Here is a 15,003-nt window from a genome sequence, read left to right on the forward strand (position 1 = left end):
CCACTGGTGATGGCCATGGGCAGTATCGGGATCATCGCCCCCAACTCCGCCGCCTGTTACCTGGAGTTCTTCCCCAAGATCAGCGGCACCGCGAATGCGCTCTACGGCGCCTCGCTGTTTATTTCCGGGGGGCTGCTCGGCGGCCTGGTGAACGGTATCCACACCGGCACCCTAATGCCCATTGCTGGTGGCATGCTGTGCTGCGCCACCGCCGCGCTGTGCATGGCGCTGTTTGTGGCGAGGGCGTGGCAGCCGATCGAGATCGAGCAGCGGCGCTGAATTTAGTTCAGCCTGTTCAGAGCAATCCTTCCTCTTTCAGGGCCTTCTGCACTCCCGGGCGCGCCGCCATGCGCTCGGCGAAGGCCTTGCGCTTCGGCCAGTCGCCGGTATCCACACCCACCTTGTCGCACCAACTGTACACGGTGAACAGGTAGGCGTCGGCAATGCTGAATTCACTTCCCATCAGGTAGTCGCCAGCCAAGCGCTCCTCCACAAACTGGAAGCGTTTGCCCAGCAGTGTTTTCGCGCGCTGTTTTTCCTCGTCGGGAGCACCCCAGAACAGCGGTACAAAGGTCTTGTGCACCTCGCTGGCGATATAGTTCAGCCACTCCAGTACCCGGTAGTGATCCAGGGTGCCGTATTCCGGCGCCAGTTTCGCATCCGGTTTCTGCTCCGCCAGAAACTGCACAATGGCGGGCCCCTCCGTCAGCATCTCGCCACCTTCCAGCTGCAGTGCCGGTACACACCCCTTGGGGTTTATCTGGGTGTAATCGCCGCCGCTTTCGGTCTGCTTGGCCTGCAGGTCGACCTTGCACAGCTCTAGGTCAATGCCGGCCTCACAGGCAACGATATGCGGGGAGAGGGAACAGGCACCGGGGGCATAGAACAGCTTCATGGCGTTTCCTCAGGTTGAGAGCCTTAAATATTCAGCCGCGACCATGGGGTGCGGCGTAATCCAGTTCCGGCCCCACCGGCACGATGCCGGTCGGGTTGATGTTGCGGTGACTGGCGTAGTAGTGGGTCTTGATGTGGTGGAAATCCACCGTCTCCGCCACCCCCGGCCACTGGTACAGCTCACGCACAAAGCCCCACAGGTTCGGGTAATCCGCCAACCGCTGTTTGTTGCACTTGAAGTGGCCGTGGTACACGGCATCGAAGCGGATCAGCGTGGTGAACAGGCGCCAGTCCGCCTCGGTGATGCGCGCGCCAGTGAGATAGCGGTTCTGCTGGAGGCGTCTTTCCAGCTGTTCGAGCACCTCAAACAGCCGGTGGTACGCCGCCTCGTAGGCTGAGGTACTGGTGGCGAAGCCGGCGCGATACACGCCGTTGTTAACGTTCTGGTAGACCAGCTCGTTAGTGGCATCGATATCGCCGCGCAAATCCTGTGGATAAAAATCTTGCTGGTCTCCGGTGAGCCCATCGAACGCGGAGTTGAACATGCGGATAATCTCCGCCGACTCGTTGCTGACAATGCACTCACGCTCCTTGTCCCACAGCACCGGCACGGTGACGCGGCCGGAGTAGTCCGCGCGGTGGCGGGTGTAAATCTGGTGCATGAACTCGCTGCCGTAGAGTTCGTCGCCGGTGCTGCCCTCGTCCCCTTTGAAGGTCCAGCCGTGCTCCCACATGTAAGGACTCACTACCGACACGCCGATATATTCCTCAAGCCCTTTCAGTTTGCGAAAGATCAGAGTGCGGTGCGCCCATGGGCAGGCGAGGGAGACATAGAGGTGATAGCGGTCTTTTTCCGCCACAAAACCGCCCTCGCCACTGGGTCCGGCAGCGCCATCGGCGGTAATCCAGTTGCGCAACTGCGCCGCCTCGCGCTCGAACTCACCGCCGGATTTGTCCGTGTCGTACCAGCGGTCCTGCCACTTGCCGTTTACCAGCAGTCCCATGCGCGCGCTCCTTTACCGACGTATCCGCGAACATGTTTCATCGGTTTTTCACCCTGGCCATGGCGTGGTCAAAGCTGAAGCGACCGGCACCGGCGCAGGCGAGGATCAGGAAGCCGCCGGCGATGGTGAGGTTTTTCATAAACATGATTTGCTGTATCTGGTCGCCGGGAACATTGTGGAACAGCCAGGCGCTGGCGATACAGAAGGCAGCCAGGGCCAACGCCACCCAGCGGGTCCAGAAGCCGAACAGAATTGCCAGACCCCCGCCGAGCTCCAGCAGGATCACCAGTGGCAGCAGGAATCCGGGCAGGCCGGCGGAAGCCATGTATTCCTGGGTACCGGCGTAGGCGCCGATCTTGCCGTAGCCGGCGACGATAAACATCACCGACATCAGAATGCGCGCGACCAGCTTGCCAAAGTCGCACAGAACGCCGTTGTTCATTGCTGAATCCTCATGTGATTTCCGTTGCGGAAAGTGTATGGAGTGACAACGCTGTTCAGTGTAGTTCGAGTTTTCGAAACTAAAACCGCATAAATTCGACGAGAATGGACGAATTTATCGATCAGATTGCGATCCCGGGTTTCGCCGGTGCCGCAGGGTGTCGCTGGATAAATCTATCCAGTTGAGCGCCGTCAGCCGGCGGTGGTGGGCGGGTAATATCCCGACAAAATCTGGTCCATGACCCACGAGGCTTTTTGCCCGTCTTCACCGAGCGACGGGTGCCGGAGGTTGCCGCGCAGGTGCTGGATCATATTCTCGATATGGAAATACTGAATGTTTTCCGGGTTGCCGATATCGACCCGTTCGGTGCCCGCCGCCGTCTCAAGCACAAACGGGCCAGGCCCAAACACCGAGAAATGAATACTGCCGGCGCTGCCAGTGATGATGACATCGTCGCAGCTGGCGCCAGCCCCGAAGTTCCAGTGCCCCGAGCCGGTGATGCCACTGTCGAAAATCCAACAGGCCGCCACCGCATCCTCGGCCGGATACAGTCCCTGCTGGTTGGTCGCAATGCCCTTGGCCGCGGAGATATCCCCCAGTAGATAAATGAACAGATCCAGTCCGTGACAGGCCAGGTCGACAAAATGGCCGCCACCAGAAATCTGCGGATCGGTGTGCCAGTCATACTCCCCGGATAAAGCGCGTTCCGAGGGCGGGCGGGAGTAACGCCAGCTTACGTGGCGCACCGCACCGATCTTGCCGGCATCGAGCCATGCCTTCACCTGGTTAAAGCGGGGCAGGGAGCGCCGGTAGTAGGCCACGAACAGCTGGGCGGATTTGCCGGCGAAGGCGTCGAGGATTTCCCGGCACTCGCCGGCATTCAGCGCCATCGGCTTTTCGATACAGCAATGCTTGTTGGCGCTGGCGACCTGCAGTGCGTATTCCCGATGGCTCCCCGGGGGGGTGGCGATATACACCGCGTCCACCTCGGGGTCGTGAATCAGCGCTTCCGCCGATTCATAATATTTCGGTACCGAGTGACGCCGGGCGTAATCGATCAGTTTTTCCCGGTCGCGGCGCATCACCGCATGCAGGCGGGATCCCGGTACCTTGCCAAAAGCCGGACCACTTTTGACTTCGGTGACGTTGCCGCAACCGATGATCCCCCAGTTGATTTCACCGGTCTCTTTTCGCATCACACCCTCCCAACGGCCAATGTGTTGCGCAACCGCAACCTCGATAATTCGTTATTCAAACGGCGGCAGCCCTTCGCGCAGCGCCCGCAACAGCAGGCAGGCCGCGGGTCCGGCGCGATCCTTGTCCGCGTAAATCAGGTACACAGTGACATCCCGCTCCCAGGGCTCCTCGGTGCGCAGTGGCAGCAGCCGGTCGGCAGACAGGGAGTCGCGAATGCGCGTCTGCGGCAGCCAGGCGAAGCCCAGCCCGCGTTCAATCAGTTCAATGGAGGTGTGTACATTGGTCACGGTGATGCGCTGGTCGGAGCCGAGCCAGCCCGCATCCTGGCGATTTTTCAGCGCGGAATCCCGCATCACGATCTGACGTGCGGTTTTCAGGTCCTCGCGGTTCACCGGCCGGCCCAGCTGATGCAGGGGATGGTTGGGGTGCGCGACGGGCACGAACCTCACCCTTGAGACCGGCTCGCCGACAAAGCCCTGGGGCACCCGTGCCGACAGGATGAAATCCACCTCCTGCTGCAACAGCAGTTCCTCGGCACCGGACAGTACCGTCTCACGGATCTCCAGGCGGGTGTGGGGAAACTCACCGGCGAAGCGCTCCACCGCATTGAGCAGTGCCTCGTAATCGAACAGTACGTCCACCGCCAGGCGCAGACGCGCCTCGGTGCCGGCGGCGAGACTCTCGGCCACTGCCTCCAGCGCCTCCGCCTCATCCAGCAGGCCGCCGGCGCGGTTCAGCAACACGCGTCCGGCATCGGTGAGTTCCGCCTTGCGTCCGCGCACTTCCAGCAGGGGAATACCAAGACTCTCCTGCAACTTGTGCACGGCGTGATTGATGGAAGACTGGCTTTTGTGTACCGCGTCCGCGGCCTGGGAAAAACCGCCGTGTTCCACCACGGCCTGAAACATACGCCACTGTTCCAGCGTTACCTTCGCCATAGACTGTCCTTTGTCTGTTGCTGTTGTCTGCTTCTGTTTTGTATGGCCGACAGACCGCGTCACCTGTCGAGCCATTCGAATATTAGTTGCGATTATTTGCCATTTTCTGGCGATTTTATCGGCCTATACTGCCGGAAACAGAGGAGCAGGACCATGGATAAATTCACACAGAACAACGTTTCAGGCGCCGCTGTCCGCCCTGCGGCGCGGGTAGTGGCGGGTCAGCCATCCGCCGATGGTGCCGGGGTGAAGATTCACCGGGTGGCGGGCTTCCAGTTCCAGGACTTCAGCCCCTTCCTGATGATTGATGAAATTCGCTCGGAAAACCCCGACGACTATATCGCCGGCTTTCCGCCGCACCCGCACCGGGGCATCGAGACCCTGACCTATATGCTGAGTGGCGAGTTCGAGCACCGGGACCATCTCGGCAATCGCGGCGCCATCGCCCAGGGCGGCGCCCAGTGGATGCGCGCCGGGCGCGGCATCATCCACTCGGAAATGCCTTCGCAGTCCAAGGATCCAGGGGCGGGCGGCATGCACGGTTTCCAACTGTGGATCAACATGGCCGCACAGGACAAGATGAGCAAGCCCGGTTGGCGGGATATCCAGCCGGAGCAGGTGCGCGAGGTAACCCTGGATGAGCGCGGCTCGCTGATGCGCATACTTGCGGGTCAGTGGCAGGTGCATGGACAGGCCGAGAATGGACCGCTGCTGGATGCAGCCGCAGAAGCGGCGGTGGCAGATGTTCGCCTGGCAGCCGGCGCGCAAATCGACCTCGGCCTGCCGCAGCAGCACGCGGTGCTGGTGTATATCTATCGCGGCGCACTGGATACCGGGCGCGGCGTGGTAAATCGCGGCAATCTGGTGTTGTTTGGCAGCGGTGAATCATTACAATTGCGCGCGCCTGAAGACGCACCGGAAGAGGGCGCAGGAATGCTGGTACTGCACGGCATGCCGCTCAACGAGCCAGTCGTGCACTACGGTCCCTTCGTCATGAACACCCGCGAAGAAATCGAACAGGCCGTGCGCGACTACAACAACGGCACGCTCGCCGAGTAATTTCTATCGGATAGATTTACTGATCGAGTTGGCGCGCGCTCAAGCCCGCTTTTTGTAGGAGCCTTCCCGCGGGCTCCTACAGTTAGAGGTAATCCCCCGCATCGCACCGGAGACCCCGCGCCTACATGGACGTCTATTACACTTTTTGCTTTCTCGCTGCTGTCTCCGTTTTTCTCGGTTTCCTCAATCAATACGTCCTGCGCACCCAGACCACCATCGCCATCACCGCGGGCTCGCTGGCGCTATCACTGATCGTCATCGGCCTGGGTAAACTCGAGATCGTCGAGTTACGGGATTGGGCGGCGCAATTGCTGCCACTGCTGAATCTCGAGGACCTGTTGCTCAAAGGCATGCTCGGCTTCCTGCTGTTTGCCGGCAGCCTGCACATCGACCTGTTGATGCTGCGCAACCAAAAAATCGAAATCACCTTGCTCGCCATATTCGGCACATTGATCTCCACTTTCGCCGTCGGCTACATGATGTACTACTTTTTCGGTTTTATCGGCATGCCGGTGGCCTTTGTGTACTGCCTGCTGTTTGGCGCGCTTATTTCCCCCACCGACCCGATTGCAGTGCTGGCGATCATCAAGAGCATGAAGGCACCGGAGCAGATTTCCATTCAGGTGGAAGGGGAGTCGCTGTTTAACGATGGCTTCGGCATCGTGGTGTTCGCGGTGATCTACGCGCTGGCCTTCGATGGTACCGAGCCCACACTGCCCGCCATCAGCCATCTGTTTATGGTCGAGGCGCTGGGTGGTATCGCCCTCGGGCTTGCCATCGGCGCACTGTTCCACTGGCTGATCTGCTCCACCAATGACCACAGCCTGGAGCTGCTGCTGACCCTGGTGATCCCCACCGCGGGCTTCGCCACCGCCAACATACTCGGGGTTTCCGGCGCACTGGCGATGGTGGTCTCCGGCATCATCATCGGCAACTACACCCGCGAGCGCGGCTTCTCACGGGTGAGCCAGCACGAGCTGGACCACTTCTGGACCATTACCGAGGAATTCCTGAACGGCATTCTGTTCCTGCTGGTGGGTTTGTTCCTTATTACCATCAATCTCCAGCCCATCGACTTTGTTCTGATTGCGGTGGCCATCGTGGTGGTGCTGATCGCTCGCGCGCTGGCGGTGAAAATTCCGTTCCTGTTGCTCAAGCGCCATCGTAAATACCACCCCTACACCGAGCGCATCCTCATTTGGGGCGGGCTGCGTGGCGGCCTGGCGCTGGCGCTGGCGATGTCGATTCCCGCGGGCCATGTAATTGCCGGCGACCACGACCTGCGCCACCTGTGGATCGTGATGACCTACGGCGTGGTACTCTTCTCCATCGTGGTTCAGGGCTCCACCATCGCCCCACTGATTCACCGCAGCCGCGCCGCGGTCTTCCCGGAGGGCGATCCCGCCATCCCGGCAGACTGATATTCCCGTCGCGGCAGCTGCTAACCCGATAACTGCAAAGAGCGTTCATGCCGCACGATAACTACCTCTTACAAGCCGTCATCTTTCTCGCCGCCGCGGTGATTTCCGTACCGCTGGCCAAACGCCTGGGCTTCGGCTCGGTGCTCGGCTATCTGGTGGCGGGGGTACTGATCGGCCCGCATGCCTTCGGCCTGGTGGGCGATACCAGCGACGAGATGCACTTCGCGGAGTTCGGGGTGGCGTTGATGCTGTTCCTGATCGGCCTGGAGCTGCAACCGCGCAAGCTCTGGTCCCTGCGCGGTGCGATCTTCGGTACTGGCGGCGCCCAGGTGCTGATCACCGCCGCCGCGGTTTGCGGGCTGGCAATGGCACTGTTCGGCTTCAACTGGCGCACCGGCACCGCTGTCGGCCTGATTCTGGCGCTGTCCTCCACCGCGATTGTGTTGCAGTCACTGTCGGAAAAAAATCTGCTCAAAACCGAAGGCGGGCGCAACGCGTTCAGCGTGTTGCTGTTTCAGGATATTGCGGTCATCCCGATTCTCGCGCTGCTGCCGCTGCTGGCGACCGTGGAGGTGGCCAGCAACCCGGAACACCTGCAGGGCTGGGCCTATGCCCTCGCGGTACTCGGCGCCATTGCCGCGCTGGTACTGGCGGGGCGCTACCTGCTTACCCCGCTGCTGCGGCTGGTGGTGGGTGCGCGCACCCGCGAACTTTTCACCGCCTGCTCCCTGCTGATTGTGCTGGGTGCGGCTGCGGTCATGACCTGGCTCAACCTGTCGCCGGCCCTCGGCACCTTTATCGCCGGCGTGGTGTTGGCGGAGAGCGAGTTCCGCCACGAACTGGAAGCGGATATCGAGCCGTTCAAGGGCCTGTTGCTGGGGCTATTTTTCCTCGCCGTCGGCGCCAACCTGGACCTCGCCCTGGTGATGCAGAAGCCGCTGCTGCTGCTCGGACTGCTGGCGATGCTGGTGCTGGTGAAATTCGCGATTCTGTTTGCGCTGGCGCGGGTGCGCGGCATGGCGCGGGGAGAAGACTGGCTGTTTGCGGTATCCCTGGCGCAGGCAGGGGAGTTCGGCTTCGTGCTGCTGGCCTTCGCGAGCCAGAACCAGGTGCTGCCGAGCGATGTCAGCAGCCTGCTGATCGCGCTCATCGCCCTGTCCATGGCCTTCACGCCACTGCTGCTGCTGGCCTATGAACAGCTGATCCAGCCGCGCTACTTTACCGGCCCGCGCACCCCGGATATTCCCGACAGTACACCGCAGGACGACGGCTCGCCGGTGATCATTATCGGCTACGGCCGCTACGGCCAGATTTCCGGGCGCCTGCTGAATGCCTGTGGCTTCGACACCACCCTGCTTGAGCACAACGCCGAGCAGCTGGAACTGGTGCGGCGCTATGGTATCAAGGCCTACTACGGCGACGCCTCGCGCGAGGACCTGCTGCACGCGGCCGGTGCCGACAATGCGAAAATCGCCATCCTCACCCTGAGTGACCAGGCCGCGTCACTGGAAATCGTCAGCCGTATCCAGAAGCACTATCCACATATCACCATCCTTGCACGTGCGCGCAATCGCATGCACCAGTACGCACTGATGGAAGCTGGGGTGCAATACATCTACCGCGAAACCGTCGACAGCGCGCTGGAGATCGGTGCCGGCGCCCTGCAACTACTGGGGTATTCCTACCATCAGGCGCACAGGGCCGCACGCAAGTTCAAACAGCACGACCAGCGCATGCTGGAGTCCCTGTTCCCCTACTGGCGCGACGAATCCCAGCACATCGCCCAGACCAGGATCTATCGCGAACAGCTGCTGCAGGCGCTGCGCGAAGATCGCCGCGACCCGGACCTGCATCTGGATCATCACTGGGACAACAGGCGCGCGGGATCCGGAAAAGAAGAACAAAGCAAAGGCGGTAAAAAGGGGCGCAACAAGACCCGGATTATCAGGCCGGGGCTTTAAACAGACGCGCGGAACCGCATCAGGTGCGCGGCACGATGCCGGCACTTTCCAGCACGGCGCGGTAGGGCTGCATTTGCGCGGCAAATTGCTGCCAGCGTCCGCTGGAGCGTCGATGTATGGGCTCGCGCACCTGCGCCGCGCTCGCCGTTGCAGTGGGGGTTTGTGTGCGATGGGGTTGCAGGCAGGCGTCTTCGAATGGCAACTGCAAGCCATCCAGCAGCGCACGGGTCTCCACTTCCGGTGCCGCCACCAGCGCATCGTAATTCACCGACACCATCCGCTCTTGCAGTAGACCCTGCCATTGCTGCATGAGGCGATGGTAGTGCACATAGTACTGCCCCAGCTCTTCGAGATCGTAGGACCAGGGATAGGCGTCGGCGAACAATTGTTTGTACATCGCGAAGCCGGCATCCATCGGGTGACGGGTAACGTGCACAAAACGGGCCCTGGGAAACGCTCTGGCCAGTAACGGCAGGTAGAGGAAGTTGCCCGGCAGTTTGTCGGTGAAGAAGGGGCGCTGATCCCGCCTGTGACTGATCGCCATGCAGTAATCGCGGGCAGTGGCTCGCGGGTCTATCATCGCTGCGGTCGCAGCGATTTCCGGGCTGTAGAGCGCCACGCCGCCAACACCGGTTTGTTTTTTTACCGCCAGCGGCCAGTGAGGCAGCTCACCAAGCGACTGCACCTGTGAGTGGCTAGCGACAATGCGCTCGACCAGGGTGCTGCCGGCGCGCGGCAGGCTGACGATAAAGATGGGCGCCTCTTCCTGCGTATCAGCACGCGCGGGGCCACTGCGGAACCAGTCTGTATTAAAGACCTCGCGCAACGTGTCAAACAGGCGTTGCTCTTCTGCGCTGCCGTAATGGATCTCCTGACGCCGGTATTTCGCCCCGCTTGCATAGTGGTGCCAGGCTTGTTGCCACAAGCCCAGGTCTTCGGATTCCTTGCCCATCGCGTAATGCAGGTAGGCCAGCGCTTTCGGGTTTTCTTTATATTGCGCCGTCTGTGCTTGCATCTCCTCGCAATGGACAGTGTCCACTGCCCGGCGCACCTGAGCGAGTTGCCAGTGACTGCGGAAATGCTGCGGAGCCTGTTGCAGAGCACGCAGCAGATACTTTTCCGCCTCCGCCTTGCGCCCCAGGAAGATCATGATAGCGGCGGCATTCGACAACAGGGTTGTGCTTCCCGGCGACATCTCGACCGCACGCTGCGCAAAAGGTGCAGCCTTTTCCTGGTTGCCCAGATGGCTGTAGATGGTGGCGAGCAGATCCAGCTGGCCGGCGTCGTCGTCAATCATTGATGCGCAGATATCGGCCTCTTTCTCAGCGGCGGCATGATCGCCGCTCTGCGCCAGGCAGCGGGCCAGTTGAATGCGGATATCGCTGCGCCCCGGAGCCAGAGCGAGAGCCGCCCGGAAAGCGCGCAGCGCTGTGGCAGCAGCGCCCGCATCGCCAGCGGCGCAACCGAGTATCAGGTGGGCATCCGCCTGCTTCGCATCCTGTCGCAAAACCTCAATGCATAACCTGCTGGCCTCGCGCCAATCGTGACGAGCGGCGGCATGGCGGGCGAGATCGAGCTGCTGGCTGAGCGTGGAATTCGGCATATCAGACCACCGTAACAACGGGACAATAAATCGGTTCCGCGGCAGTTTTAGCGGGTATCCCACTGCGGATCCAGAAAAAAAAGGCGGAGCAAGCCCCGCCAAGAGGTAGCCCTGTGAGACTGGCAAATCAGAACTCGTAGGACAAATTCACCCCAAGCGTGCGCGGCTGGCCGACATAGTAGAACTGCCCGCGCTCACCGTATTTTTTCTCGCTGCGACCACCGTTGTAGTAATACTCGTTGGTCACGTTGTCGGCGAACACGGACGCGCGCCACTGGTCGAGGCGGTAGTCCAGCGACAGGTTGGCCACGGTATAGGCATCCAGTGTCTCGTTGTCGTAATTGTCGCCGACACTGTTCAACAGGGTCTGGATCTCATCCTTGTAGTAGGCGTTGCCACGCAGGGTCAGCTCGCCCTGGGATACCGGGATGAAGTAGTCGAAACCGAGGTTGGCCTGCAGCTTGGGTACACCGGGGAAGGAGTCGCCGTCGAAGCCGTCGATACCCGGGGCGTCGCCGTCGAGACCGTGGTCGTAGTAGGTCACCCAGCCATTCAGGGTCAGGTTGTCGGTGGCAGAGTACTGTGTGGAAAGCTCGATACCGTCAATCACTCCCTGGCTACCGTTGCCGGTGATATTGATACCGGCGACCTCAGACTTGGTACCGACCTGCAGGTCTTTCCAGTCGACCCGGAAGATCGCGCCGTTGAAGATCGCGCGCCCACCGGCCAGCGTGGTGTGCCAACCCAGTTCGTAGTTCACCGCCTTGTCGGAGTCGTAGGTTTTTTCATCCTCGCGCAGGTTGGGGCCGAAGTTCAGGCCGCCGCGGCGGAAACCTTCGGCAACAGTGGCATAGAGCATGACGTCATCGCTGAAGTCATAGGCCGCATTCAGCTTGAACACGGTGTCGTCGATGTCACCGGACTGGGCATCACAGTCGCGATCGGCACCGGTCCACATGGGGAATGCATAGCAGTCGTAGGCCACGCTTTCGGTCTGTTTGAAGTAGCGCGCACCCAGGGTCACCTGCAGGGCATCGGAGGCGTGGAAGGTGGCCTCGCCGAATACCGCGCGCTCTTTAAAGGTATCGTCGCTGTAGTGCCAGTATTCCAGGTCGGTGGAACCCGCTTCCGTCAGGCCGTTGTCGTAGTCCCAGTAGGCGTCCCAGCCGGGGATGTACTCGCGCGCATCTAGCAGTGTGTTGGTTTCCTCGTAGTAGAAACCGGCGATCCAGTCGAGCCACTCGGGGGAGTTGCCGTCGGTGGACAGGAAGCGGGTTTCATGCACCAGGGACTCCGCCTCGTTGTCGTCCACGGCGTAGGTGGAGTACTGCGGGAAGTCGGTGTAGAAGGGATAGAGAATCGCCAGGAAATCACTCTGGTCGCGGCGTCCGTAACCCTCGTAGTTGGCCCGGGATGTGGTGGAGAAGATTTCGATCAGGTCACTGTTCCAGCCGAATTCGATATTGAACAGATCGTCCTTGTTATCCCGCGGCTCCACATACAGCAGGGCGGAGGTGTAATCGTTACCGGTGTATTCCGGGTTGACCGCCTGGCGCCCGCCGGCCTTCTGATCCTGCACATAGTAGGTGGCCTGGGCGAAGAATTGGTCGTTGGGCTCCCAGCGCAGCGCGGTGCGGATCGCGGTGGTTTCCTCGGTGTTGACGTCTTTTACGTAGCGGGTGTCATTGGACACACCGGGCTCCACCAGCACGTTTTCATAGTCGACAAAGCCCGCGTCATCCACACGGGTGCCGGATACGCGCAGCGCCAGGGTGTCGGACAGCGGCAGGTTGAGCACACCGCTAACCTCGCTGGATAGGCCGTCGCTCTCACTGTTCTGGTAAAGCTCGGTACTGACCGAGCCCTCGGTGGCTTCGGTGCTGGGCTTGTTGAGGATGTAGCGCAGGGTACCGCCCATGGCGCCGCGACCGTACAGGGTGCCCTGGGGGCCACGCAGCACTTCCACGCGCTCAACGTCCACCAGCTTGAAGTCGATCAGCATCGGCGTGTCGTTGACGTAACGGGAGATGATGTCCTTGCCACCCTGGTTTTCCGATGCCTGCAGGCCGCCCACGTTCATACCGCGCAGCGTCACGAGGCCGGTGCTGCGGGCGCCGGCATCGATCATCTGCATGCCGGGAATAAACTGGGACATCTTGGTCAGATCATCCACCCCGGCATTTTTCAACGACTCACCGGTGATTGCGGTGATGTTGTAGGGAATCTCCTGGATGCTCTCAGCGCGGCGGCTGGCGGTCACCACCACTTCCTCGATCATTGAATCGTTTGTCGGCTGACTCTGTGCCAACACCACAGCCGGTCCACAGTTGACCGCAGCAATGGCCAGTGCCAACAGTTGCTTGTTGGATGGTTTCATCTCTTTACCCTCGAGTATGTTTTTTTAGGTCTGTTTTTTTTGCAGGTCGGAAATTTCCCCACGGCAACGCAACGCCGCACGAACGCAGCCCGCGGCGGTGGCAATGCCAGGTAGAGAAAGCTGGAAAGAATTCAGGCAGGGAAGGGCTGCCCGCTACCAGATCTGGTAACGGTCAACTAATTGTCGAACCACTCGCTGAGGTGGAAATCGCAGGAGCGCTTGCAGAGCGGATCGCCGACAGCGCTTTTCATGTGCAACATAAAGCCATTTATCTCGGATTTATATTTCGGTTCTACAGAATCAGGCGAGGCAACACAAGTTAAAGCGCGACAGCGGGATATTTTGGTAAAGTTTCTGTCAACAAGTGACGGAATCTCACTTGCTGACAGCGACCTGATCAGCCTGCTCGGTGCACAACTGGCGCAAATTCAGGAAGAGACAAAAAAATCAGACACCCGTTTAGTGAAGGGTGCGACCGGCCTGGCGCACCAGTTCCGACACCGCGTGATGCGCCTGAACAAACACCTGGCGGATGAAATTCAGGGTCATTTCCGCACCCTCGAGTATCACGATTCCCAGCATCTGTGCCATACGCCGGATCAGGCGCAGCACCCAGATGGAAATATCCTTGGCCAGTTGCAGCCCCTTGCTCATCAGCATGGCGAGGCGGTCAAGCAGGGTAAAGGTGGTACTGCCGGCCATCACCACCGCAATCCCCGTGAGATTGATCAGTTTTTTCACCACCCACAGAATCGCCGCACTCAGCAGCCGTGCGGTATTCAGAGTGAATGAAACCGCGCCGTCGGACTTGAGCCAGGCTTCGATGCTGGAGTCGAGGAAATCCTGGGGACGGCGGGATTTTAGTTTGGGCCAGTCCAATGGCTGGTTGTCTTCACCCCTGGTGGATTTGGCATACCTGTCCATACTGTGGAATTCCCACGGCTTCAAGTGCAAGCCGGAGGGCAACAGGAAATCCCCGTCACCACCATCGGGAACATGGAAAAAGGGCCAGGTTGGCACCATCGGCACCGGGTCAGTCTGGTGGTAGACCCGGTAGAGATTGCCGGCGCCTATGCGTCGGCCGGTTTTAGCGGCGTAGTATTCAAGACCGACCCTGGGAGATCCAAAAGTATATAGCTTCACCTGGCGCCCGGAGTGTGACTTCAACCAATCGGCCGTCAGGGTCGCCAGTGCACCACCGAGGCTGTGGCCGACGCAGTGGATGGTGTGAATATTGGTAGAAAACTGCGGCAACTGGTCTACGAATGAATTGAACGTAGACAGAAAGCCCTGGTGAACCATGCCGCCGGTTTTTGCGCTTTTCAGTCCGGCATTCAGGTCCGTCAGGCCGTCCATAAGGCTCGCGGTACCCTTGATCGCAATAACGGCTTGATTCTGGTAGGCGCTGCCGGATTTTCCTTCCGCCGCCACCGCCATCATGTGGGAAGTCTGCAGCAGAATACCGCCGGTTTTTCCATTCAATCCGGTATTCTGTAGTTTCCGGTCTTCCCCCAGTTCCAGATATTTTTTGAAAGTTATATAGAACGCACTTCTGGTTTTTTCATTTTTTACCGCATAAATGCCGGAAGCGAGGCGTGCAGCGAAATTCGGGTCCAATTCAGACATAACCACATCCCTATTTTAGTTATTAACGTCACTTCCAGTGGCAGCTGGTAACCAGAATCGTATCGAAATCTTCAACCGCTATCGGCTCGCGGGTGAGCTCGCACTCGAGATCGAGCGGATGGCCGCCCAGTTCAGAATTTTTCTCCGGGCTCATCTTGCTGTTGACCCAGATCTCGTATTCTTCGCCCTCGAATTCCACGTTGACGACCTGAGCCGCCACAAACTGAACCGGCAGAAGTTGGCTTAGGGAGCGCTCCTTGACTTCCGGCAGAGTGACAATGCCACTATCGTCTGTGGTGAACTCATCCACCTGTTCCTTTTGCCATTCGACAATTCTCGTCACCTTGGCATTTGCCGCCGGGTTGCCCTTATGTGTAATTTTCAGATTCATTCCGGAAAAGGTGTACGCCTTTCCAATATCCAATACCGCCATACAATAGCCACTCGCTGGTAGAAGAATAATTAACAGGAATATTTGTTT

12 protein-coding genes and 1 pseudogene are annotated in these 15,003 nt (G+C 59.9%); 4 read left to right on the forward strand and 9 right to left on the reverse strand.

Annotated elements, in window-relative coordinates; translation table 11 throughout:
• Positions 1-279: pseudogene (locus tag VIL80_RS08060) on the forward strand (multidrug effflux MFS transporter); the annotation flags it as partial.
• A 16-nt stretch (positions 280-295) separates the two neighbouring features.
• Here the strand turns inward: VIL80_RS08060 and gstA are convergent.
• The 5 genes from gstA to VIL80_RS08085 all read right to left on the reverse strand — a co-directional run bounded on the left by gstA (position 296) and on the right by VIL80_RS08085 (position 4,475).
• The gene (gene gstA, locus VIL80_RS08065; protein ID WP_332035606.1) at positions 296-895 is read right to left on the reverse strand and encodes a glutathione transferase GstA; all 600 of its coding nucleotides are present in this window, start codon (positions 893-895) and stop codon (positions 296-298) included.
• A 31-nt stretch (positions 896-926) separates the two neighbouring features.
• On the reverse strand, positions 927-1,898 hold the full coding sequence (locus tag VIL80_RS08070) for a glutathione S-transferase family protein (RefSeq protein ID WP_332035607.1): 972 nt from the start codon (positions 1,896-1,898) through the stop codon (positions 927-929).
• A 37-nt stretch (positions 1,899-1,935) separates the two neighbouring features.
• Positions 1,936-2,340 carry a DoxX family protein gene (locus tag VIL80_RS08075; protein WP_332035608.1) on the reverse strand — a complete coding sequence of 135 codons (405 nt, stop codon included), beginning with the start codon at positions 2,338-2,340 and terminating at the stop codon, positions 1,936-1,938.
• 191 nt (positions 2,341-2,531) lie between these two features.
• Positions 2,532-3,536, reverse strand: a complete 1,005-nt coding sequence (locus VIL80_RS08080; RefSeq protein ID WP_332035609.1) for a Gfo/Idh/MocA family protein — start codon at positions 3,534-3,536, stop codon at positions 2,532-2,534.
• A gap of 51 nt (positions 3,537-3,587) precedes the next feature.
• A complete protein-coding gene (locus VIL80_RS08085; protein ID WP_332035610.1) occupies positions 3,588-4,475 on the reverse strand; it encodes a LysR family transcriptional regulator in 888 nt (295 codons plus the stop codon).
• A 153-nt stretch (positions 4,476-4,628) separates the two neighbouring features.
• On the opposite strand from VIL80_RS08085, the gene VIL80_RS08090 reads away from it, so the two are divergent.
• From VIL80_RS08090 to VIL80_RS08100, 3 genes are all read left to right on the forward strand, one after another.
• A complete protein-coding gene (locus tag VIL80_RS08090; RefSeq protein WP_332035611.1) occupies positions 4,629-5,534 on the forward strand; it encodes a pirin family protein in 906 nt (301 codons plus the stop codon).
• A gap of 125 nt (positions 5,535-5,659) precedes the next feature.
• Positions 5,660-6,955, forward strand: coding sequence for a cation:proton antiporter (locus VIL80_RS08095; protein WP_332035612.1), 1,296 nt, complete (start codon positions 5,660-5,662; stop codon positions 6,953-6,955).
• Between the two features lie 47 nt (positions 6,956-7,002).
• Positions 7,003-8,916 carry a monovalent cation:proton antiporter-2 (CPA2) family protein gene (locus VIL80_RS08100; RefSeq protein ID WP_332035613.1) on the forward strand — a complete coding sequence of 638 codons (1,914 nt, stop codon included), beginning with the start codon at positions 7,003-7,005 and terminating at the stop codon, positions 8,914-8,916.
• A 19-nt stretch (positions 8,917-8,935) separates the two neighbouring features.
• Here the strand turns inward: VIL80_RS08100 and VIL80_RS08105 are convergent, their stop codons facing one another.
• The 4 genes from VIL80_RS08105 to VIL80_RS08120 form a co-directional block, all read right to left on the reverse strand.
• Complete coding sequence (locus VIL80_RS08105) at positions 8,936-10,519, reverse strand: tetratricopeptide repeat-containing sulfotransferase family protein (RefSeq protein WP_332035614.1); 1,584 nt, start codon at positions 10,517-10,519, stop codon at positions 8,936-8,938.
• 127 nt (positions 10,520-10,646) lie between these two features.
• Positions 10,647-12,896, reverse strand: a complete 2,250-nt coding sequence (locus VIL80_RS08110) for a TonB-dependent receptor (RefSeq protein ID WP_332035615.1) — start codon at positions 12,894-12,896, stop codon at positions 10,647-10,649.
• Positions 12,897-13,355: 459 nt separating this feature from the next.
• Positions 13,356-14,522 (reverse strand): lipase family protein, encoded by a 1,167-nt coding sequence (locus VIL80_RS08115; RefSeq protein ID WP_332035616.1) that lies wholly within the window; start codon positions 14,520-14,522, stop codon positions 13,356-13,358.
• Between the two features lie 28 nt (positions 14,523-14,550).
• A partial coding sequence (locus VIL80_RS08120) for a DUF6795 domain-containing protein (RefSeq protein WP_332035617.1) occupies positions 14,551-15,003 on the reverse strand: 453 nt, incomplete at its 5' end.

The organism is Microbulbifer sp. (assembly GCF_036563125.1).
In the GTDB taxonomy this organism is placed as follows: domain Bacteria; phylum Pseudomonadota; class Gammaproteobacteria; order Pseudomonadales; family Cellvibrionaceae; genus Microbulbifer.